General features: G+C 68.4%; 19 protein-coding genes. 8 read left to right on the top strand and 11 right to left on the bottom strand.

Translation table 11 applies throughout. The annotated features are described in order from the left end of the window. Positions 1-73 precede the first annotated feature (73 nt). From hpf to AC1RU4_RS12450, 8 genes are all read right to left on the bottom strand, one after another. Positions 74-664 carry a ribosome hibernation-promoting factor, HPF/YfiA family gene (gene hpf, locus AC1RU4_RS12485; protein ID WP_492891420.1) on the bottom strand — a complete coding sequence of 197 codons (591 nt, stop codon included), beginning with the start codon at positions 662-664 and terminating at the stop codon, positions 74-76. A gap of 200 nt (positions 665-864) precedes the next feature. After that, complete coding sequence (gene rpoN / locus AC1RU4_RS12480) at positions 865-2,457, bottom strand: RNA polymerase factor sigma-54 (RefSeq protein ID WP_492891419.1); 1,593 nt, start codon at positions 2,455-2,457, stop codon at positions 865-867. Positions 2,458-2,517: 60 nt separating this feature from the next. Next, entirely contained in the window at positions 2,518-3,294 is a 777-nt protein-coding gene (gene lptB, locus AC1RU4_RS12475) for an LPS export ABC transporter ATP-binding protein (protein ID WP_492891602.1), read from the bottom strand. Positions 3,295-3,549: 255 nt separating this feature from the next. After that, positions 3,550-4,209, bottom strand: a complete 660-nt coding sequence (locus AC1RU4_RS12470; protein WP_492891418.1) for an LptA/OstA family protein — start codon at positions 4,207-4,209, stop codon at positions 3,550-3,552. Positions 4,210-4,280: 71 nt separating this feature from the next. Then, a complete protein-coding gene (gene lptC / locus AC1RU4_RS12465; RefSeq protein WP_492891417.1) occupies positions 4,281-5,102 on the bottom strand; it encodes an LPS export ABC transporter periplasmic protein LptC in 822 nt (273 codons plus the stop codon). A gap of 122 nt (positions 5,103-5,224) precedes the next feature. Next, positions 5,225-5,857, bottom strand: coding sequence for a ribonuclease D (locus AC1RU4_RS12460; RefSeq protein ID WP_492891416.1), 633 nt, complete (start codon positions 5,855-5,857; stop codon positions 5,225-5,227). A 95-nt stretch (positions 5,858-5,952) separates the two neighbouring features. Then, entirely contained in the window at positions 5,953-6,897 is a 945-nt protein-coding gene (ubiA, locus tag AC1RU4_RS12455; protein WP_492891415.1) for a 4-hydroxybenzoate octaprenyltransferase, read from the bottom strand. A gap of 60 nt (positions 6,898-6,957) precedes the next feature. Continuing rightward, positions 6,958-7,797: a hypothetical protein gene (locus AC1RU4_RS12450; RefSeq protein ID WP_492891414.1), complete on the bottom strand. Its 840-nt coding sequence runs from the start codon at positions 7,795-7,797 to the stop codon at positions 6,958-6,960. Between the two features lie 158 nt (positions 7,798-7,955). Here AC1RU4_RS12450 and AC1RU4_RS12445 point away from each other — a divergent pair, with 158 nt between their 5' ends. Then, positions 7,956-8,720, top strand: a complete 765-nt coding sequence (locus AC1RU4_RS12445) for a 16S rRNA (uracil(1498)-N(3))-methyltransferase (RefSeq protein WP_492891413.1) — start codon at positions 7,956-7,958, stop codon at positions 8,718-8,720. A gap of 120 nt (positions 8,721-8,840) precedes the next feature. Further along, positions 8,841-10,211 carry a glutamate--cysteine ligase gene (locus tag AC1RU4_RS12440; RefSeq protein WP_492891412.1) on the top strand — a complete coding sequence of 457 codons (1,371 nt, stop codon included), beginning with the start codon at positions 8,841-8,843 and terminating at the stop codon, positions 10,209-10,211. 30 nt (positions 10,212-10,241) lie between these two features. Here the strand turns inward: AC1RU4_RS12440 and AC1RU4_RS12435 are convergent, their stop codons facing one another. After that, the gene (locus AC1RU4_RS12435; protein WP_492891411.1) at positions 10,242-10,658 is read right to left on the bottom strand and encodes a VOC family protein; all 417 of its coding nucleotides are present in this window, start codon (positions 10,656-10,658) and stop codon (positions 10,242-10,244) included. 49 nt (positions 10,659-10,707) lie between these two features. Then, positions 10,708-11,592: a LysR substrate-binding domain-containing protein gene (locus tag AC1RU4_RS12430; protein WP_492891410.1), complete on the bottom strand. Its 885-nt coding sequence runs from the start codon at positions 11,590-11,592 to the stop codon at positions 10,708-10,710. Positions 11,593-11,784: 192 nt separating this feature from the next. On the opposite strand from AC1RU4_RS12430, the gene AC1RU4_RS12425 reads away from it, so the two are divergent. Together AC1RU4_RS12425 and AC1RU4_RS12420 are read left to right on the top strand one after the other, a co-directional pair. Next, positions 11,785-12,144 carry a DUF1127 domain-containing protein gene (locus tag AC1RU4_RS12425; RefSeq protein WP_492891409.1) on the top strand — a complete coding sequence of 120 codons (360 nt, stop codon included), beginning with the start codon at positions 11,785-11,787 and terminating at the stop codon, positions 12,142-12,144. Between the two features lie 321 nt (positions 12,145-12,465). Next, positions 12,466-13,512: an LLM class flavin-dependent oxidoreductase gene (locus AC1RU4_RS12420; protein ID WP_492891408.1), complete on the top strand. Its 1,047-nt coding sequence runs from the start codon at positions 12,466-12,468 to the stop codon at positions 13,510-13,512. Between the two features lie 267 nt (positions 13,513-13,779). Here the strand turns inward: AC1RU4_RS12420 and AC1RU4_RS12415 are convergent, their stop codons facing one another. Then, positions 13,780-15,180: a glutamine synthetase family protein gene (locus tag AC1RU4_RS12415; RefSeq protein ID WP_492891407.1), complete on the bottom strand. Its 1,401-nt coding sequence runs from the start codon at positions 15,178-15,180 to the stop codon at positions 13,780-13,782. A gap of 190 nt (positions 15,181-15,370) precedes the next feature. On the opposite strand from AC1RU4_RS12415, the gene AC1RU4_RS12410 reads away from it, so the two are divergent. From AC1RU4_RS12410 to AC1RU4_RS12395, 4 genes are all read left to right on the top strand, one after another. Continuing rightward, the gene (locus AC1RU4_RS12410) at positions 15,371-16,546 is read left to right on the top strand and encodes an ABC transporter ATP-binding protein (RefSeq protein ID WP_492891406.1); all 1,176 of its coding nucleotides are present in this window, start codon (positions 15,371-15,373) and stop codon (positions 16,544-16,546) included. Positions 16,547-16,555: 9 nt separating this feature from the next. Further along, positions 16,556-17,461: an ABC transporter permease subunit gene (locus tag AC1RU4_RS12405; RefSeq protein ID WP_492891405.1), complete on the top strand. Its 906-nt coding sequence runs from the start codon at positions 16,556-16,558 to the stop codon at positions 17,459-17,461. Further along, a complete protein-coding gene (locus tag AC1RU4_RS12400; protein ID WP_492891404.1) occupies positions 17,462-18,280 on the top strand; it encodes an ABC transporter permease in 819 nt (272 codons plus the stop codon). 101 nt (positions 18,281-18,381) lie between these two features. After that, positions 18,382-19,038 carry a dual specificity protein phosphatase family protein gene (locus tag AC1RU4_RS12395; RefSeq protein ID WP_492891403.1) on the top strand — a complete coding sequence of 219 codons (657 nt, stop codon included), beginning with the start codon at positions 18,382-18,384 and terminating at the stop codon, positions 19,036-19,038. Positions 19,039-19,141: the final 103 nt, after the last annotated feature.

Raw genomic sequence — 19,141 nt, 5'->3', positions numbered from 1 at the left:
ATCCGGATCGAGGGCGTGTGCGGCGCGCGGGCCGGGCAGAGCCACACCGCGCGCCGACGACGATGGAGACCTGTCAATGAACGTCTTCCGCCGCGGCCAGCGGCGGATCGATCCAGCCGACATGCCCGTCGACACGGCGATACACCACGTTGACGCGGCCGTGGCCGGCATGGCGGAACACCAGCACCGCGGCACCCGTGAAATCAAGCTCCAGCACCGCGTCGCTGACCGCGAGCCGCGGCATGTTGGCGGTGGCCTCGGCGACGACGGTGGGGCTCCAGCCGTCGAGCGCGTCGCCATCCTCGTGGTCGGGGGCGGAGAACACGGTGAGCGGCACCGTCTCCGGGCCGGCGACCTCCTCGCCGTTCACGACGCGGCGCTTCACCCGGCTCTTGTAGCGGCGCAACCGCGTCTCGATGCGCTCCACCGCCGCGTCGGCGCTGGAATAGGGGTCCTGCGCATCGCCATGCGCCTGCAGGATGGCGCCGCTGTCGAGATGCAGCGCGCAGTCCGATCGGTAGCCGGACCCCTCGCGAGCGACGGTGACGTGGCCGGACCAGCCGCCGTCGAAATACTTGTCCATGGCATCGGCCAAGCGGTCGGAAACCCGCTGGCGCAGTGCCTCTCCAACGTCGAGATTTTTGCCAGAAACCCGCAGCGGCATCGTGACTCGTCCCTCTGCTGGGGCATCGGCGGTGAGAGCTTGTGCACGCGCTCGTCCCGCCGGCTGCCCGAACCCCTTACTTGCCCGGCCGGTGCCTTAAAGACGTAGGAGCCGTGAGGGAAAGTGTCAACGTATCGCGCGGTTTCGAGCCCGGACGGCGCACAGCTTCCCCTCGAATCGGCCGCCGGCCCCCCCCCGATTCAGCTGCCGGCGGCCGCCGCCTGCTTCTCGCGCCGGCGCTGCACCGAGGACGGGATGCGCATCGCCTCGCGGTATTTCGCCACGGTGCGCCGGGCGATGTCGATGCCGGACTCGCGCAGCTTCTGCACCAGCGTGTCGTCCGAGAGCACGTCGTCCGGCATCTCGGCGTCGATCATCTGCTTGATGCGGAAGCGCACCGATTCCGCCGAATGCGCCTCGCCGCCATCGGACGAGGAAATGGAGGACGAGAAGAAATACTTCATCTCGAAGATGCCGCGCGGCGTCGCCATGTATTTGTTCGAGGTGACGCGCGAGACGGTGGATTCGTGCATGCCGATGGCGTCCGCCACCATGCGCAGGTTCAGCGGCCGCAGGTGCTGCACGCCCAGCGTCAGGAAGGCGTCCTGCTGGCGCACGATCTCGATGGCGACCTTGAGGATGGTGCGGGCGCGCTGGTCCAGCGAGCGGGTGAGCCAGGTGGCGGTCTGCATGCAGTCGGTGAGGAAGGCCTTCTCGCGGTCGTTGCGGGTGGTCTTCGACACTTTCGAGTAATAGGCCTGGTTCACCAGCACCTTCGGCAAGGTGTCGGAATTGAGCTCGACATGCCAGGAACCGTCGGTGGCGGCGCGCACGAACACGTCCGGCACCACCGGCTGGATGACGCCGGAGCCGAAGGCGAGGCCGGGCTTCGGGTTGAGCCGGCGCACCTCGGCGACCATCTCGGCGAGGTCCTCGTCGTCGACGGCGCAGACCCGGCGCAGCGTGTTGAACTCGCGCCGCGCCAGCAGGTCGAGATGGGCGAGCAGCGCCGCCATGGCCGGGTCGTAGCGGTTGCGCTCCTTGAGCTGCAACGCGAGGCACTCGGCCAGCGAGCGCGCGCCGATACCCGGCGGATCGAAGCCGTGGACGGTGGCGAGCACCGCCTCGACGCGGGCGAGCGGCGCCCCGAGCTTGTCGGCGACGGCGGGCAGATCGGCGGCGAGATAGCCGGCCTCGTCGATGAGGTCGATGAGATGATGGCCGATGAGCCGGTCCACCGGGTCGACCAGGGCCAGCGTCAGCTGGGCGGACAGGTGATCCGACAGCGAGGTCTCGGCGCAGACGAAGGATTCGAGATTGTAGCCCTCGTCGTCGCGCCCGCCGCCGCCGACGCCCACCCATTCCGAATAGGCGGGAGCGTCCTGGCCCTGCGCCGGCCCGGTCGGCTCGCGGCCGACATCGTCGGGGAACACGTTCTCGAGCCCGGTATCGAGCCGGTCCTCGATGGCGCTGCGGGAGGAATCCAGCCGCTCTTCCATCCAGTCGGCGGCGCGCGCCTCGTGGTCGCCCTGCTCGCGCGGCTCATGCGCCTCGTGGACGGCGACTTCCAGCACCGCCTGGCCCTCGCCGGCGGCGCGCTCGGCGGCGGAGCCGGCAGCATCGCCCTCCGGCTCGGACTGGCGCTCCAGCAGCGGGTTGCGTTCGAGCTCGGCCTCGACATAGGCGACGAGGTCGAGATTGGACAGTTGCAGCAGCTTGATGGCCTGCATCAGCTGCGGCGTCATCACCAGAGACTGGGTCTGGCGGAATTCGAGGCGCGGACCTAGCGACATGGGGAAAAGCCTCCATGCCGGAAGCCGGAAACCGGGCGGGACCGCGACCTGTGCGCCATCTTACAGACGGAACTCCTCGCCGAGATAGAGCCGGCGCACCTCCGGGTTGTCGACGATCTCGTCGGGCGAACCCTCCATCAGCACGGAGCCGGAATGGATGATGTAGGCGCGGTCGATGAGGCCGAGCGTCTCGCGCACATTGTGGTCGGTGATCAGCACGCCGATGCCGCGATGGGTGAGATGGCGCACCAGCGCCTGGATGTCGCCGACGGCGATCGGGTCGATGCCGGCGAACGGCTCGTCCAGCAGCATGAAGGTCGGCCGCGTCGCCAGCGCGCGGGCGATCTCCACGCGCCGCCGCTCGCCGCCCGACAGGGCGATGGAGGGCGACTTGCGCACATGGGTGATGCGGAACTCCTCCAGCAGCGCGTCGAGCTCGGCCTCGCGGCGCCTGCGGTCGGGCTGCACCACCTCCAGCACGGCGCGGATGTTGTTCTCCACCGACAGGCCGCGAAAGATCGAGGCCTCCTGCGGCAGATAGCCGACACCGAGGCGGGCGCGGCGGTACATCGGCAGATGGGTGACGTCGTGGCCGTCGAGCTCGATGCGGCCGGCATCGGCCTTCACCAGCCCGGTGATCATGTAGAATATGGTGGTCTTGCCGGCGCCGTTCGGGCCGAGCAGGCCGACCGCCTCGCCGCGCCGCACGTTCAGGCTGGCGTCGCGCACCACGCGCCGGCCGCCATACTGCTTGACCAGGCCGGTGGCCCGCAGCACGCCCTCGCCCTGCGGCGTGTCGTCGACGCGGTGGGAATAGCCCGCCTCGTCCTCATACACACCGCCATGTCCAGATCCGTGATCCGCCGGTCCCAGCAGAACCGGCTGGCTTTCGGGGCTTCCTGCCGGAAACAGTCTCACGCGCACCCTCCGTGGTGAAAAGCACCACTGCTAGGGTGATAAACAATCCCGAACCCGCTTGCAAATGCCGCAAGCAAAAACCGGGCCGAAATCATGTCGGGAATCGGGCGGAAGGACCGAAGAAGCCTGCCGCGGAACCGCGCCGGCGCCGGAAACGACGCCGCGCGGACGGGCTCACGGCTTCGGCGGCGTGGTCGCCGGCGTGGTCGCCGGCTTGGCCCCGGCGGCCGGCTTCGGGCCGGCGCCGTCCATCTGCTTCACGCTGTTCGGCACGATCAGGCTCTCCACCCGCCCGCCCTCGATGCGCGAGGTGCCGGTGGTGAGGTCGACCACCAGCCGCTTGCCACGGATGACGTTCTGGCCGGAGGTGAGCACCACCGGATTGCCGGTCAGGGTGATGGTGTTGCTCTTGGTCTCGAAGATGCCCTGGTCGCCGGTGGCGGTCTGTTCCTTGGTGTTGACGATCACCCCGCCATTGATCTCCAGCCGGCGGATGGACGAGGAGCTCATGGGGTTGGCCGGGTCCGGCGCGGCCGCCGGGGCGCCGCCTTCCGGCGGCTTGCCGTCATAGAACACCACCAGCTCCTTCGCGTGCATGTTGGTGTCGCCCTGCACCACCACGACATTGCCGGAGAAGATCGCCTTCTTCTCCTGGTCGCGCACTTCGAGGCTGTTGGCGTCGATCTTGATCGGCTGGTCGCGATTGGTCGCGAAGCCCTGGAGGGCATTGGGCACGTTCTGCACCTGCGCGCCCGCCGGGCGCACCAGAAGTGCGACCGCAACGGCCGGAGCGAGAGCGAGAAACAGGGCGGCGGAGCGGGAAAGCGCGTGCATGATCTATGTCTAGCCGCCCGTGCGCGGGCATTCAATGGCGCAGGGCGCCGGTTTGGCGAAACGAGGCCCGATCACGGCACCACCGCCGGTTTTCCGGCCTGCGGGGCGGGCTTCTGCGGCTTGGGCGCGGCAGGGACGGGGCTGGCGGCAGGATTGCCGGCAGGACTGGCGGAAGGACTGGCGGGAGCCGCCGCGCCGCCCTCCGGCGGCATCTTGAATACCAGCACGACATTGCCGGTGAACAGCGCCCGCGAATCCTTCTGCGTCACTTCCATGCTGTCGGCGGTGAGCTTCGCGTCGGTATAGGTGAGCTCGACCGGGTGCTCGGTGACCAGCTTGCCCTGCGCCATGCTGATCGAGGCGTCCCGCAATTGGCCGCCATAGCCGGAATTGGTGGCGAAGGTGACGCCCTCGCCGAGCTGGATGTCCTGCGACTTGGTGTCGTAGCTGCCGACCTTCGCCGTCATCGTCGCCCAGCCCTGGTCGGCGAGCTCGATGCGCGCCTTGATCAGCTCGAGGTCGATGCGGTTGGGAGTGGTGAGGTCCTGCGAGGCCGCCTCGGCGGTGAGGTTGTAGCTGCGATTGTCGTTGGTGAAGCCGCTGAGCTTGGGGAATTCCATCTTGATCGTGGTGCCGGACAGCGAGGCGCGGCCGAGCTCCACCGGCAGGTTCAGCGCGATGCGGAACGGGTCGATATAGATGATCGCGCCGATGACGATCAGCCCGACCAGCACGACGAGCGGCATCGCCCGCTTGAACAGGCGCACCCGGCGGCTGTGGCGATGCGCCTCGCGGAAGCCGACGGCCGCGCGTCCGCCGGCTCCGGGGCGCTTCGGCTGGCGCGGTTGCGGCCCGAGGCCGTTGCGCTCGGCGGGTGTGATCGGTCGATTCATGAGTTGAGGCACGTCCCCGGTCGCCGGCCCCTCCAGCGGTCCTTAAGATGGCGGCTCGGCCCTCGCCATGCAAGCACTGCGGGCAGTGCCCGGCGCCGCGTCGCTCAAGCCTTTGGAATCGCTTAGCTATGGGCGAAGATATCCTCTTCCGGCCAGCCGGCGAGATCGAGCGCCGCCCGCGTCGGCAGGAAGCGGAAGCAGGATTCGGCGAGCTCGGTGCGGCCCTCGCGCGCCAGCATGGCGGCGAGCTTCTCGCGCAGGGCGTGCAGGTACAGCACGTCCGAGGCGGCATATTGCAGCTGCGCGTCGGTGAGTTGCTCCGCCGCCCAGTCCGAGCTCTGCTGCTGCTTCGACAGGTCGACGCCGATGAGCTCGCGCGCCAGATCCTTCAGCCCGTGGCGGTCGGTATAGGTGCGGGTGAGCCTGGAGGCGATCTTGGTGCACCAGACCGGGGCGACCTCGATGCCGAAGGTCTTGCCCAGCACGGCGACGTCGAAGCGGGCGAAGTGGAACAGCTTGGTGATGCCCGGATCGGTGAGCAGCTTTTCCAGGTGCGGCGCGCTGTAGCGCCCGGCGCCGGCCGGGATCTGCACCACGTCGGCCGAGCCGTCGCCGGGCGACAGCTGTACCACGCAGAGCCGGTCGCGATGCGGATTGAGGCCGAGCGTCTCGGTGTCGATCGCCACGAAAGGCGTGCTCTCCGGCGAATAGCGCTGGAGATCGACGAGGTCGCCACGGTGCAGACGGATGGTCATGAGGCTCGGCCCTGATGCAATGCCGCGGTGCTTACCACCCGGCCCCTTCCGGGACAACCTCGGCCAAGCCAGCTGCACCCTAGCCAAGCGACATCTCAGCCCAGCAGGGCCTGCAGCGCGAAGCCGGCGAAAAGGATCAGCCCGGCATCGCGATTGGAGCGGAACAGCCTCAGGCACAAGGCGGGGTCGTCGATGTCGAGCCGCACCACCTGGCCGGCGAGATGGACGGCGAACAGCCCGGCGCCGGCATAGGCGAACAGCCCGCCGCCGGCCGCCGCCACCGCCGCGCAGGCCAGCGCCGCCGCCCCGGCATAGAACAGGACGAGCCACGGCCGGGTCGAGCGCTCGAACAGCCGGGCGGAGGATTTCACCCCGACCACCGCGTCGTCCTCGCGGTCCTGATGGGCGTAGATGGTGTCGTAGCCGATCACCCACAGCACGCAGCCGGCATAGAGCAGCAGCGCCGCCGGCGGCAGCTCGCCCATCAGCGCGGCGAACCCCATCAGCGCGCCCCAGGAGAAGCACAGGCCGAGCACCGCCTGCGGGATCCATATCACCCGCTTCATCAGCGGATACACCGCGACGATGCCGAGCGAGGACAGGGCGGTGACCTGCGCGAAGCGCGGCAGGCAGAGCAGCACCACGAGGCCGACCAGCGCCTGCGCCACCAGGAAGGCGAAGGCGGCGGGCAGGCTCACCTGGCCGGAGGGCAGCGGGCGCGAGCGGGTGCGCTCCACCCGTCCGTCGATGTCGCGGTCGAGAATGTCGTTCCAGGTGCAGCCGGCGCCGCGCATCGCCACCGCGCCGATGGCGAACAGCGCGATCAGGCCCAGCGCCGCCAGCGGATCGGGCATGCGGCCCTCGGCCCGCATCGCCACCGCGGCGAGCGCCACCGACCACCAGCAGGGAATGAGCAGCAGCCAGGAGCCGATCGGCCGATCGGCGCGGGCGAGGCGCAGATAGGGGCGGGCGAAGGACGGCGCGCGCCGCTCGACCCAGTTGCCGGCGGCATCGGCGGGAGCGGCGGCGGGCGATGTCATGCGGGTGCCGTCATGCGGGCGAGATCATGCTGGTGAGATCATGCGGATGCCGTCATGGGGTCAGCGCAGCGCGCTGCCGCCAAGCGTGTCGAACACGCCGCCGGGCTTGTTGGAGCTGACGCCGGGCAGGCCGCTCGACAGGCCGAGGCCGGCCGCCACCGCGCCCTGCGGCGGCGGACCGCCGCCCCCGCCCCCACCGCCGGACTGCATGTCGGCCGCGACCTTGCACACCTTGTCGCGCACCGCGGCGACGCTGTTGGTGTTTTCCCTCAGCTTGCCGAGCACCTCGTCGGGCACGCCGCACTTGGTCTTGTTGGTGCGCAGATAGGCGAGGAACTTCTGCTGGGCGGTGGTGAAGGTGCGGAACAGCGGGCAGAGCTCGGTCGGCGGCACCTTCTTCTTGCTGCCGGCCTGCAGGGCGCTGCCGCGCGCCTCGATGTCCTCGCGCAGCTTGTTCACATTGGTCTGGCAGTCCGCCATGTCGGCGCTGGGAACCTGCGGCGCCGCGCCCGGCATCGACATGCCGGGAGACGCCATCCCCGGAGAGCTCATCCCCGGAGAGGCCATCCCCGGAGAGCTCATGCCGCCCGACGACATTCCCGGCGAGGAGAAGCCCGGCGAGGACAGGATCGGGGCGGCGCTGCCGAAGCCGGAGGTTTCAGCCGGAGGAACGGCGACGGTTGCCGCGGGAGCCGCCGGCGCCGCGGCGGGCGCCTCGCTGCCGGCCGCCGACGGGGAGACCTCCACCGTCCCGCCGCCGGGCGAGCCGATCCATTGCGCAGCGGCCGGGCTCGCCAGTGTCGCCGGGCCGAGAACCGCCAAGCTCATCGCCGCGAAGCCGAAAAAGGCGGCATGGGTACCGCGCCGGGCCCGATGGCCTTGCCAGATCTCAGGTGTCATGCCGTCTTCCGCTGAAGGGACGTCGCTTACGAAGCGTGATACAGAGGCACGAAAGATAGGGCAATATCACGGCAGCGCCGCGGCGGGCGCGCTTCCGCGCCGCCCGGCGGACCGTCAGACCGACCGGCCTGAAGCAGGACCGGCATGCAGAGATACATATGGCACGCTTGCGCGGCGAGGCGGCCGACGCCGACGACTACGACTTCCGGGCCCAGCGGCTCTTCGTGCCGGACAATCTCGGCGAGGGGACGGAGATCCGGCTCGACCGCGACCGGGCGCATTACGTCGCCGACGTGATCCGCCTCGATCCCGGCGCCGCGCTGCACCTGTTCAACGGCCGCGACGGCGAATGGCGGGCGGTGCGCCAGAGTGCCGGCCGGCGCGAGGTCCTGCTGCGCTGCGAGGCGCGGCTGCGGGCGCAGAAGCGCCTTGCCGACATCGACTATGTCTTCGCCCCGCTCAAGCATGCGCGGCTCGACTACATGGTGCAGAAGGCGGTGGAGATGGGCGCCGGCCGGCTGGTGCCGGTGATCACCCGCCACACCCAGGCGACCCGCGTGAACACCGAGCGCATGCGCGCCAACGTGATCGAGGCGGCCGAACAATGCGGCATCCTCGCGGTGCCGGACGTGGTCGAGCCGGCACCTTTCGAGCGGTGGCTGGCCGGGCTCGAACACGAAAAAGTGATCGTCTTCTGCGACGAGGCCGCCGCCCCCGCGGACCCGGTGGCGACGATCCGCGCCGCCGGCGCGGTGCCGCTCGCGGTGCTGGTCGGCCCCGAGGGCGGCTTTGCCGACATCGAGCGGCGGATGCTTGTCGCGCGCGATAGAACCATCGTCCTGTCGCTCGGCCCGCGCATCCTGCGCGCCGATACCGCGGCGGTCGCCGCCCTGGCGCTGGTCGAGGCCGCCCATAGCGCCTGACCCTGGGGAACCCCAGAAGAACCACGGTAAAATCGCGGCATTCCGCCGATTTGCGTTGCCCTTCGGCCTGTGTATGTTCTCGCGCCCCAACTGGCTTCTCCCGGAGCCGCCGGAGTTCCCATGGCGCGAGACCAGATCGATACCCAGCCCATCGAGAGCCGCGACGATCTCGTCGCCTGGCTGGAAGCCGGCTGCAAGGCGCCCTCACGGTTCCGCATCGGCACCGAGCACGAGAAATTCCCCTTCACCCTCGGCGGCCACGACCCGGTGCCCTATGAGGGCGGGAACGGCATCCGCGCCCTGCTCGACGGCATGCAGCGGCTCAACGGCTGGGAACCGATCATGGAGGGCGAGGCGATCATCGGCCTCGCCGACACAGTCGGCGGCGGGGCGATCTCGCTGGAGCCGGGCGGGCAGTTCGAGCTCTCCGGCGCGCCGCTCGCCTCGATCCACGAGACCTGCGCCGAGGTAAACGGCCATCTCGAACAGGTGCGACAGGTGGCGACCCCGCTCGGCTTCGGTTTCCTCGGCCTCGGCATGAGCCCGAAATGGACCCGCGCCGAGACCCCGGTCATGCCCAAGGGCCGCTACCGCATCATGGCGAACTACATGCCGAAGGTCGGCGCCTACGGCCTCGACATGATGTTCCGCACCTGCACCGTGCAGGTGAATCTCGATTTCGCGTCCGAGCCCGACATGGTGAAGAAGCTGCGCGTCGGCCTCGCCCTGCAGCCGGTCGCCACCGCCCTGTTCGCCAATTCGCCGTTCACCGAAGGGCGGCCGAACGGCTTCCTGTCGTTCCGCTCGGAAATCTGGCGCGATACCGACAATAACCGCTCCGGCATGCTGCCCTTCGCCTTCGAGGACGGCATGAGCTTCGAGCGCTATGTCGACTACGCGCTCGACGTGCCGATGTATTTCATCAAGCGCGGCGACACCTATATCGACGTCGCCGGCTCCTCGTTCCGCGACCTGCTGGCGCACCGGCATCCCGCCGTCCCCGGCGAGGGCGCCAGCGTATCGGACTGGGCCAACCACCTCTCCACCATCTTCCCCGAGGTGCGGCTGAAGCGGTATCTCGAAATGCGCGGCGCCGATGCCGGCCCGTGGGGCAATCTGTGCGCGCTGCCGGCGCTGTGGACCGGGCTCTATTACGACGCCCAGAGCCTCGACGCCGCCTGGGACCTCGCCAGGGGCTGGACCGCCGGGCAGCGCCAGCAATTGCGCGACGATGTGCCGAGGCTCGCCTTCAAGGCCGAGATCGCCGGCCGGACCATGCTGGATGTGGCGCGCGAGGTGGTGGACATCGCCCGCGCCGGGCTCGCCCGCCGCGACGTGCGCGACAGCCAGGGCCGCGACGAGACGCGCTTCCTCAAGCCGCTGGAAGAGAGCCTGGCGCTCGGCACCACCCCGGCCGAGCGGCTGCTGGCGCGCTATCACGGCGCGTGGAACGGCTCGGTGGAGCCGGTCTTCGACGAGGACGCCTATTGAGGCGGAAGGCGGGGGCGACGGCGCGGGCGCTCAGCCCTCGAAGGAGCCGGCGCGATAGGTGCCGATGCTCCACAGATGCCCTTCCGGGTCGCGCACGGCGAATTCGCGCGAGCCATAGGGCGTGTCGTAGATTTCCATGACGACGGTTGCGCCGGCCGCCATCGCCTGCTGCCATACCGCGTCGGCATCCGGCACCACGACATAGACGCCCTGGGTGACGCCGCCGGCCGCCTGCGGCGTGCGCATCGCCAGCGCATCGTCCTTGATGCCGCCGAACATGACCGCCCCGGTGCCGAGCCGCAATTCGGCATGCGCGACGCCGCCCCCGCCATCGTCGACGACCATGATCGGCGAAAAGCCGAAGGCGCGGCCGAGCCAGTCGATCGCCGCGCGCGGATCGGCATAGCGCAGGAAGGGCACGATATCGCCGGGGACCGGATCGACCATGGCGAGTTCCTCCATGAGGTCGGCGACGGCACGGCCGGATGCCGGTTGCTCACTCCGCCGCGATGGCGGCCTCGGAGATGTTGTCGAGGCCCTGCACGATGTGGTGGGCGAGCGCGTCGGCGAGCGCCGAGGGCTCGTGGCGGTTGCGCACCAGGCCGATGCGGCAGGGCGCCAGCGCTGGGAAGCCCTCATTGGGGCCGAGCACCCGCATGCCCGGACGCAAGCCGGATTCCGGCAGCACCGAAATGGCGAGCCCGGCCAGCACCGCCGCCGATACCGCGGTGCTGTTCGAGGAGGTGTAGAGGATGCGGAACGGGCGGCCCAGCGCCTGCAGTTTCGCGATCGATTCCTGCCGCCAGTTGCAGCTCTGCCGGCCGAGCGCCAGCGGCAGCGGCTCCTCCAGATGCACCGAATGCCGGCTCGAGCCGATCCAGAGCAGCTGCTCTCGGCGGATGATCTCGATGTCGCGGGAGATCATCTCGCAATCGGTGATGATGGCGAGGTCGAGATCGCCGGTGTCGATGCGATCGATCAGATCCGTTGATGGATCGCAGACGACCGTCAGCTCGACATTGGGATGGGTGTGCGAGAACCGCGCCATGATCTCCGGCAGGTAGCGGTCGGCGTAATCGTCCGGCACGCCGAGCCGCACGCGGCCGGAGAGCTCGGCATTGGACAGGCTCGCCATCGCCTCGATGTTCAGCTTGACGATGCGCCGGGCGTAATCGAGCAGCCGCTCGCCCTCGTCGGTGAGGCGGGAGGCGCGGCCGTCGCGGGCGAAGATCGGCTTGCCGACCCGCTCCTCCAGCCGTTTCATCTGCATCGACACCGCCGACTGGGTCTTGTGGACCACCTCGGAGGCTTTCGTGAAGCTGCCGGTTTCGGCGATAGCCATGAAGGTTCTTAATTGGTCAATATCGAGCAGGGCGGACATGGGCGGGCCTCATCACCGGATATCATCAAGATCAATGATAACTCGGATCATAAACATTCGCTAGTGTGATCATTTGATCTCCCTCATAACAATCCCGTCGCGAACGGGTGACGGCGAATTCGGGTGGGCGCAAGGGCGCACCGCTGACAGAAAGGCCCCCATCGCAGCGCGACCGACAGGATGGAGGTATCGATGTCGTACATTGGTGAAGTCCGCAGAACCGCGTTCTCTTCCTTTGGCACCGCAGCCAGCGCCGTGCTGACCGGCGCCTTCGCCGCGCTCGGCCGCGTCGCCAAGGCGCTGCACCGGCGTACCCTGCTCAACCAGCTCGGCGATTTCGACGACCGCATGCTGAGCGATATCGGCCTGACCCGCTCGGACCTGCGCGACGCCGCGTCCGGCCCGCTCTGGCAGGACCCGACCAGCGTGCTCGTCGTGCGCGCCGTCGAGCGCCGCGCCGGCCGCCGGCGTGCCGTGCGCCAGTCGCTCGATGCGACCCGCATCGATACGACCGGCATCGGCCCGACCCGCGAAACCGCCGGGTGCCACTGATCATGCCGGGCCTGAAACCCGGATCTGAATTCGGCGGTCCCTATCCCCTTATGCCGCCTAACTGAGCCCGCCGGTCCGCCCGGCGGGCTTTTTTCTTGCCCGCCCCCCCCTTTTGCCCGACCGCTTCTGATCCAGCCCTTCTGCCCACCCCCCGCCGGCGGCTTTTCCAGTTCGCCCTGCCGCTGCGAGCTTGCAGCCGCGAAAACCCGTCATTGCACGGCGCCCATCGCCCGAACGGTGTACGCGGCGGCGGGAAGGTCCATATGAGGGCGGCCGGCGACGCGCCGGTCGATTTCCTTCACGGCACGCAGGGCTGGCACCATGGCAAAGCATCTCGATCTCGGGCTCGACACGTTCGGCGACGTCATGGCCGATGCCGAGGGCCGCCCGCTCCCGCAGGCGCAGGTGCTGCGCCATCTGGTCGAGCAGGGCGTGCGCGCCGACGAGGTCGGCGTCGACTTCTTCGCCGTCGGCGAGCATCATCGCGAGGATTTCGCCGTCTCCGCCCCGGAAGTGGTGCTGGCCGCCATCGCCGCGCGCACCGGGCGCGTGCGCCTCGGCTCGGCGGTGACGGTGCTGAGCTCGGACGACCCGATCCGCGTCTACCAGCGCTTCGCCACCGTCGACGCGATCTCCAACGGGCGCGCGGAAATCATTCTCGGGCGTGGCTCCTTCACCGAATCGTTCCCGCTGTTCGGCTACGACATGAAGGACTACGAGGCGCTGTTCTCGGAGAAGCTCGACCTGTTCGCCGCGCTGCTGCAGGACAATGCGAGCCCGGAGGGGGTGAGCTGGCAGGGCAAGCTGCGCCCGCCGCTGGTGGGCCAGCACGTCTACCCGCTGCCGGAAAGCGGCACCATGAAGACCTGGATCGGCGTCGGCGGCTCGCCGGAATCGGTGGTGCGGGCGGCGACCTACGGCCTGCCGCTGATGCTCGCCATCATCGGCGGCAGCCCGACGCGGTTCAAGCCCTATGTCGACCTCTATCACCGCGCCTTCGCCCAGCTCGGCACCGCGCCGCAGCCGGTGGGCGTGCATTCGCCCGGCTATATCGCCGACACCGACGAGCAGGCGCGCGAGGAGTTCTTCCCGGCCTTCAAGGCCAATCGCGACCGCATCGGCGCCGAGCGCGGCTGGCCGCCGATGAGCCGCGAGGATTTCGAGCACGAGGTGACGCACGGCTCGCTCTATCTCGGCTCGCCGCGGACGGTGGCGGCCAAGATCGCGAAAACCGCCAAGGCGCTGGAGCTCGACCATTTCGACCTGAAATACAGCGCCGGGCCGATGGGCCACGACAAGCTGATGCACGCCATCGAGCTCTACGGCACCGAGGTGATCCCGCTGGTGCGCGAGATGCTGGCGGCGTGAGGCGGGCGGCCCCTCGACCTTCTTCCCTCTCCCCATTGGGGAGAGGTGGCCCGCCCACGGGTCTCGCCTTCGGCGAGCCCGAGGACAGGCTCCGCGGGTCGGTGAGGGGCGACACGATCGGGAAGCGCCGAAGGCCCCTCACCCCACCCCTCTCCCCCACGGGGAGAGGGAGAAGGGGGCGCGCCTCCCGGCAGCAGACGCTCGGGAGGGAGGACGCCTGGAAGGGAGTAAGGAGGCGCTTCCGGGCAGCGGCCAGCGCCCCTCCCCTCACACGTTCAGCAGCAGGTATTCGCGCTCCCAGGGCGAGATCACCCGCATGAAGGTGTCGAATTCCTGCTGCTTCACCGCCGTATAGGTCTTCACGAAGGACGGGCCGAGCACGGTGGCGATCTCGTCGGAATATTGCATCGCCGCCACCGCCTCCAGCAGGCCGCGCGGCAGCTCGAAATCGAGGCCCTTGGCATCGGACTCGAGCGGCTCGGTCGGGCGCAGCCCCTCGACCAGCCCGAGATAGCCGCAGGCCAGCGAGGCGGCGATGACCAGATAGGGGTTGGCGTCGGAGGACGGCACCCGGTTCTCCACCCGCCGCGCCGCCGGCGAGGACGGCGGCACCCGCAGGCCGGCGGTGCGGTTGTCATAGCCCCACTGCACGTTGATCGGCGCCATCGAATCGCGGGTGAGCCGGCGATAGGAATTCACATAGGGCGCCAGGATCGACATCACCGCCGGCAGGTAGCGCTGCTGGCCGGCGATGAAGGAGAAGAATTCCGGCGTCGGGTCGCCGTCCTTGTCGGAGAAGATGTTCTTGCCGGTCTCGGCGTCGACGACCGACTGGTGGATATGCATCGCCGAGCCGGGCTCGTCGGCGATCGGCTTGGCCATGAAGGTAGCGTAGATCTTGTGGGCCAGCGCCGCCTCGCGGATGGTGCGCTTGAACAGGAACACCTGGTCGGCGAGCACGATCGGGTCGCCGTGCAGCAGGTTGATCTCCATCTGCGCCGCGCCGTCCTCGTGGATCAGCGTGTCGATCTCGAGGCCCTGCGCCTCGGAATAGTCGTACATGTCCTCGAACAGCGCGTCGAACTCGTTGACCGCCTGGATCGAATAGGACTGCCGGCCGATCTCCGGACGGCCGGAGCGCCCGATCGGCGGCTTCAGCGGATAGTCGGCATCGGTGTTGGGCTCGACGAGATAGAACTCGATCTCGGGGGCGACCACCGCCTTCCAGCCCTTCTTGGCGTAGAGCTCGACGACGTTCTTCAGCACCTGGCGCGGGGCGAGCTCCACCGGCCTTCCGTCGCGGTGATAGGCGTCGTGGATGATCTGCGCGGTGGGATCGGTCGCCCAGGGCACGATGGCCAGCGTCGAGAAATCCGGCTCCATCACCAGGTCGCTGTCCACCACCACCGAATCGACCAGGTTGTCATAGGGCGGGTAGTCGCCGGAAATGGTCTGGAAGAACACCGACAGCGGCAGGTTCATCACCGGCCCGGAGAGGAACTTCGACACCGGCATGATCTTGCCGCGCCCGACGCCCGCGAGGTCCGGCACCGCGCATTCGATCTCGGTGATGCCGCGCGCCGCCATCCACGCCTTGGCCTCCGCCAGATTGGCGACCCCGCGCGGAGAACCGACCGCGTCCTTGTCGGAACTCTTCTTCTTAGCCATGTGAACCATCCAATGCGCGTCTGCCGCGCGGTAAGGAGGCAATCACGGCCCCGCGCAGCCCGTCAAGGCGCCGCGTACTGCCTCAATCGGTGCATGGTAAAATTGTTTGCATCCGGTCATTGAGCCGGCGCCGGAAGGCGGCTAGCGTTCGGTCAGGGGCCGGGCCGCCGGCGGCATGACGGGGTAGCAGATGAACACGGGCGTCACCGAGAAGACGCAGACCACGATCGGCGGCATCCGCCGGAAATTCGCCCCCTGGAACGACCCGGCCGCCGTCCCCCTCATCCGCTACGAGAACGTCACCAAGCGCTTCGGCGAATTCGTCGCCGTCGACAACCTGTCCCTCGACATCTACGAGCGCGAATTCTTCGCGCTGCTCGGCCCGTCCGGCTGCGGCAAGACCACGCTGATGCGCATGCTGGCCGGCTTCGAGGATCCGACCGAGGGCCGCATCACGCTGGCCGGCCAGGACCTCGTCGGCACCCCGCCCTACCGGCGGCAGACCAACATGATGTTCCAGTCCTACGCGCTGTTCCCGCATATGAGCGTGTGGGACAACGTCGCCTTCGGCCTGAAGCAGGACCGGATGGAGAAGGGCGCCATCGACGCCCGCGTCGACGAGATGCTCAAGCTGGTGAAGCTGGAGAAATTCGCCAAGCGCAAGCCGCACCAGCTCTCCGGCGGCCAGCGCCAGCGCGTCGCGCTGGCCCGCTCGCTCGCCAAGGCCCCCAAGGTGCTGCTGCTCGACGAGCCGCTCGGCGCGCTCGACAAGAAGCTGCGCGAGGAGACCCAGTTCGAGCTCATGGACCTGCAGATGAAGCTCGGCATGACCTTCCTGATCGTCACCCACGACCAGGAGGAGGCGATGACGGTGGCGGACCGCATCGCCGTCATGGATCACGGCAAGCTGATCCAGGTGGCGCCGCCCACCGTGATCTACGAGCAGCCCAATTGCCGCTACGTCGCCGATTTCGTCGGCGACGTGAACCTCATCGAGGCGAAGGTCGAGACGGTCGAGCCCGGCCTCGTCACCCTGTTCGCCCCGGTCGGCGGCGGCGCCAAGCTCAGCATCGCCCAGAATGTCGAGGCGAGGCCCGGCGACAGCGCCTTCGTCGCCATCCGCCCGGAAAAGGTGCGGGTCGACCTCGATCCGCCGCCGGGGCAGGAGACCAACTGCCTGCGCGGCGAGGTGTGGGACATCGGCTATCTCGGCGATCTGTCGATCTACCATGTCGAGCTGGAGGGCGGCGTGCGCATCAAGGCCGCCAAGCCCAACCTCACCCGCATGGTGGAGCGGCCGATCAGCTGGGACGACAAGGTATGGGTCTCCTGGACGCCGGATTCCGGCGTCGTGCTGATGCGCTAGGAGGCGGGCATGGCGGCGAAAGCCAAAGGACGCTGGCTCGTCCTCACGATTCCCTATCTGTGGCTGCTGGCCCTGTTCCTCATCCCGTTCCTGATCGTCTTCAAGATCAGCCTGTCGCAGGATGCCATCGCCCAGCCGCCCTATACGCCGGTCTTCGACTTCGCCGCCGGCTGGGACGCCTTCAAGGATGCCTTCAGCGAGCTGAATTTCGAGAATTACGGCTATGTGCTGAGCTGGGACAACGAGTTCATCGAGGCCTACGGCTCCAGCCTATGGATCGCCGCCATCTCGACGCTGCTGCTGCTGCTGATCGGCTATCCCATCGCCTACGGCATGGCGCGGGCGCCGAAATCCATCCGCCCGACGCTGCTGATGCTGGTGATCCTGCCGTTCTGGACCTCGTTCCTGATCCGCGTCTATGCCTGGATCGGCATCCTGTCGCCGGAAGGCCTGCTCAACCAGCTGCTGTTCGCGCTCGGCCTCATCGATGAGCCGCTGCAGATCCTCGCCACCGACACCGCGGTCTATATCGGCATCGTCTATTCCTACCTGCCCTTCATGATCCTGCCGCTCTATTCGGCGCTGGAGAAGATGGACGAGACGCTGCTGGAGGCGGCCGCCGACCTCGGCTGCCCGCCGACCGCCGCCTTCTGGAAGATCACCTGGCCGCTGTCGCTGCCTGGCGTGTTCGCCGGCTGCCTCCTGTGCTTCATCCCGATCGTGGGCGAGTTCGTCATCCCCGACCTGCTCGGCGGCTCCGACACGCTGATGATCGGCAAGGTGCTGTGGACCGAGTTCTCGGTGAACCGCTCCTGGACCGTCTCCTCGGCGGTGGCGGTGCTGCTGCTGATGGTGCTGGTGATACCGATCATGTTCTACCAGAACGTCCAGGCCAAAGAGATGGAGGGCCGCTAGATGCGCAAGGGGCTCTCCTGGTTCAACCTCACCTCGATCGTGGCCGGATTCACCTTCCTCTACCTGCCGATCGTGCTGCTGGTGATCTACTCGTTCAACGGCTCGCGCATGGTCACGGTGTGGGCGGGCTTCTCGGTCGAATGGTACTGGAAGCTGTTCCAGAACGACCAGCTGCTCGACGCCGCCTGGGTGACGCTGCGCGTCGCCTTCCTATCGGCGAGCGTCGCCACCGTGCTCGGCACCATGGGGGCGATCGCGCTCACCCGCTACGGGCGCTTTCCCGGCCGCATGCTGTTCTCCGGCATGGTCTACGCGCCGCTGGTCATGCCGGAGGTGATCACCGGCCTGTCGCTGCTGCTGCTGTTCGTGGCGGTGAATTTCGACCGCGGCTTCTGGACCATCACGCTGGCCCACATCACCTTCACCATGTGCTTCGTCTCGGTGGTGGTGCAGTCGCGCCTCGTCACCTTCGACCGCAGCCTGGAGGAAGCCGCGCTCGATCTCGGCTGCCCGCCGCTCAAGACCTTCTTCGTGGTGACGCTGCCGATCATCCTGCCGGCGGTGGTTTCCGGCTGGATGCTGGCCTTTACCCTGTCGCTGGACGACCTAGTCATCGCCAGCTTCACCACCGGCCCCGGCGCCACCACCCTGCCGATGCGCATCTATTCGCAGGTGCGCCTCGGCGTGACGCCGGAAATCAACGCCGCCTGCACCATCCTGATCGCCATCGTCACCGTCGTCGTGGTGGCGGCCTCGATCATCACCAAGCGGCAGGAAGTCGAGCGGCAAAAGGCGGAGCGGCTGGCCGCGGCGGGCTAAATCCCGACATGATTCTCGGCGATGGATGAGTGGTATTTTACACTCGTTCCAATCTTCCCCAACGGTACCATCGTCTGGGGCCCAACGTGCGAGCCTCGACCTTGAGCCAGACCGATATCCTCGGCGCCCCGGACCAGTCGTCGTCCGGGAGCCAGGCTGCCCCCGCAGGTGCCGCCGCCTCCCGCCGGCCGGGCCGGCTGCGACGCGCCGTCCGGTACACGGTATGGAGCTTCCTCGGCCTGCTAGCGCTGGGCGGCGCCTATCTCGGCATCGAGCAGCTGATCGGCAATTTCCATTTGGTCGTTCCCGGCGAGCTCTACCGCTCGGCGCAGATCAACGCGTACCAGCTCGCCGGCGTGCAGAAAAAATACGGCATACGCACCGTGATCAACCTGCGCGGGCCCACAAGTGCCGCCTGGTACGGCGCCGAAATCGCCGAAAGCGAGAAGCTCGGCATCAAGCATATCGATTTCGGCCTGTCCGCCGGCCACGAGCTGACCCAGGAGCAGGTCGAGCAGCTGATCGCCATCATGCGCGACGCCCCCAAGCCGATCCTCGTGCACTGCAAGGGCGGCGCCGACCGCTCCGGCATCGCCTCCGCGCTCTATCTCGCCGCCATCGCCAAGCAGGGCGAGTCGGCCGCCGAATGGCAGCTCTCGCTGTTCTACGGCCATTTCCCCTTCCCGTTCTTCCCGGCCTGGGCGATGGACGAGACCTTCGAGCGCATCGAACCCTGGCTGGGCTTTCCCGATTCCTGATCGCGCCCGATTCCTGATCGCGCGGAGCCCACGGCCCGGCAAGCGCGCGGCCGGGAAGCGCGCGACCCCGCGACGGTGTAGGCTGGCGTCCTGATCAACCGAA

It is taken from the genome of Ancylobacter sp. GW821-FHT10E12 (assembly GCF_058809335.1).
Note: the sequence above shows the minus strand (reverse complement) of the source record. Positions and strands in the feature narration are given on the sequence as shown.